The sequence below is a fragment of the Arthrobacter sp. ES3-54 genome (assembly GCF_029504395.1).
Taxonomy (GTDB): domain Bacteria; phylum Actinomycetota; class Actinomycetes; order Actinomycetales; family Micrococcaceae; genus Arthrobacter.
In genome coordinates this window covers 1-2,482 of sequence record NZ_JAQFIF010000032.1, presented here as the reverse complement: position 1 = coordinate 2,482, position 2,482 = coordinate 1, and the positions used below count along the sequence as shown (strand labels likewise).

The 2,482-nt window shown below is 60.6% G+C and carries 1 protein-coding gene; it reads right to left on the bottom strand.

What is annotated here, in order from left to right; genetic code table 11:
• Positions 1 to 1,103 precede the first annotated feature (1,103 nt).
• Positions 1,104 to 1,853 (bottom strand): hypothetical protein, encoded by a 750-nt coding sequence (locus tag M2428_RS22190; RefSeq protein WP_277528137.1) that lies wholly within the window; start codon positions 1,851 to 1,853, stop codon positions 1,104 to 1,106.
• Positions 1,854 to 2,482: the final 629 nt, after the last annotated feature.

The window sequence follows — 2,482 nt, the reverse complement described above, 5'->3', positions numbered from 1 at the left end:
AACGCAAAAAGGGCCGGCAACCAAACGGTTGCCGGCCCTTTTTCAAGCCACTGGCTTCAGGACTACTGAATTACCAAGAAGACTTCGTGATACCCCGGAGGGTTTGAGATTTCTGCAGGGACCTCCTGCTCTTGTGCAAGCATTTTGGGGTCCCGGACAACACGGGGCATGCGGAACTTAGAATGCGGGCCCGGGCCGTACAGTGAGGTCCTTCCTCGAGCTGCGGCCGCAAAGTCCATCCGGCTCTATCTCAAGGAGCGGGCATTGGTCGGCACCGGTCGCCCTGGCAGGCGTGCCGGCGGGCGCAGCCGGGTTGCCGTGCTCCTAAGGCGGCCAGCAATCCACCCCGCAGGAGGCATGCCCCGGCCTCTTGAACCGCCCCTCCTCCACGGCTGAAGCCACCCTGCCTGCCTTTGGCCGCATTACCTACGGCTACATGCTCTTCACTCCGCTGCGGCGCTGGCACCCGCCCGAGCCGGGGATGGTCCAGGGAACCGTGGAGGAGGTCCGAAAAAGAAGGATCAGCACCGCCATCCACTCCGTGGTACTGATCCTGCCGGCTGACAGCGTGGTCAGCGCGGACTGCCAAAGGGCACTGCCGGGAATGTCTATTTTGAACTCCGTGGCGCCAGTAGTCCAGATCCTTCGTACTTCGCGGAGGCCTTACCATGGGGGCGCTGCCTTGTGTCCCGCAGAGCAGAGCCCGGTACGCGCGGTCAAGCGCTGGGAATTAGGGATGTTCTGATTGCCCGGTAATCGTCAGCAAGTATCGTTACGCGTGCCACCTCGAGGTCAATAGGCAGCTGTTCTGCACCCGTCAGACTCCAGAACTGCTTGCTCGGAGTTCGCTACGGTTCATTTCCCCCTCGAGGCGACATGCAGCGGCTGGAAAAAGCCTGCATCCTCAGAGAGCTCTTCGCCTGCCCATATGTACCGGCCCGTCGTGTGGCCGGAAGGTGCATGGCGGAGCCCATTCACCGGAAGAGAACCGCCCCGCGCATTCTGCGAAATACCGACTTTCATGCTGCCACCCGGAAGCAGCGGGACTGCGCCGAATCTCGCACATACAGCCGCCTGGGCGGAATCAATCGGGACGTTCACTGCTACGCACTTCCTTTCCGGGTTAAATGCCCCGAAAGGAAGCCGAAGTAGAGCTCGTACGTTTCCCGCAGGCTCCGGGGGAGTCGTCGTTTGGAGAGGAAGTCGTCCCTTTGGCCACTTTCCACGCTCCGTTGCGAGGTCTGGATCATGGACAGCAGCTTTCTTCTTTGCTCCAAATCCTCAAGCGCCACAGCAGCCCGGTAGGCGCGTGCCAGGACCTGTGCAGCATCGGGAACGAATAAGTAGTCCTGACCGATTGGAAGTTTCTGCTGACGGAGATCAACACCGAAGCGAAAGTCGGGATCAGCGATGTCTGCTTCACTGAAGTCGTTGCCCTTCACGACATTGGTCCGATCACCGTAGATGTCAGCGTCAGCTCCGGTGGTTCCCCAGAGCTGCAACAGATCAATTCCCCCGCTGAATGTGGAGTCGATGAGGTCACCCGCGCTCAGAGCGAAGCTCTTCATGCGCACCCTGCGGAACGAGCACCCGATGAAGCGCGCCCGTCCGACGATCGTGTTCGGGAAGCGTCCTCCGTCGAAACTGCAGTTCACGTATTCCGAGAGGACTTCGCCCGAGCTGAACGACCAAGATTCGGGGCGAAGGCTTTCAAAGTTGCAGTTCTCGAAGCGCGACCCGTACGAACTGAAGTGCTTGATTTCCGGTCCGGAAAAGTCCGCATCTCTATGTTGCTCGTGATCGATAAAGATGTCGCCTTTCAGCGGCAGCCGAACGAATCCCTTGGTGGACACCCGGGTTCTCATTTCGTCTGGGCCCCATTGCACTAGGCGGTTCCCTTGCCCGTGAGGACGCATTCGGTCATGACCTCAAGGATATGGGCATGCGTTACCAGAACCCGTACGGGCGGCCGTTGGGGGGCGCCATTTGTAATCGGCGGAAACATCTTCCTCGCGGGCGGAGAAGCCAGGTACCTCCGTCCAGCCGGGGCCAGGAAGGGTTGACATAGTCAGACGAGGCCGAACGCAAGTGCACCTTGAATCAAGCCCCGTGCCCGGGCGCGATCGTATTCCTGGTCCACGAACACGGGACCCAATACCTGGAAGCCTGCATGCGATGCTCTCCTTCGACGCGATTCCTGCGGGGGTTCGTCGTCTCGAGGACCTCCCGATAGTGAGCCAGCTGTACCGCCTGCCCGTGTTGGCAACGATTCGCTGATCTGCCAGGAACGGCTGCTCGGCGGCGAAGTCCTGGCCGATGGTGCGGATCCTGTCGGAACATCACACAAAGCTGCGAACGCTTCGGTGTGGCCGTCCAGGAAAGCGTTGGGGGGTTAAATGCGGGAGGACCCCCAACCTTGGTTGGGGGTCCTCGACCGTGAATGGTGTTCCGGCGGTGACCTACTCTCCCACACCCTCCCGGG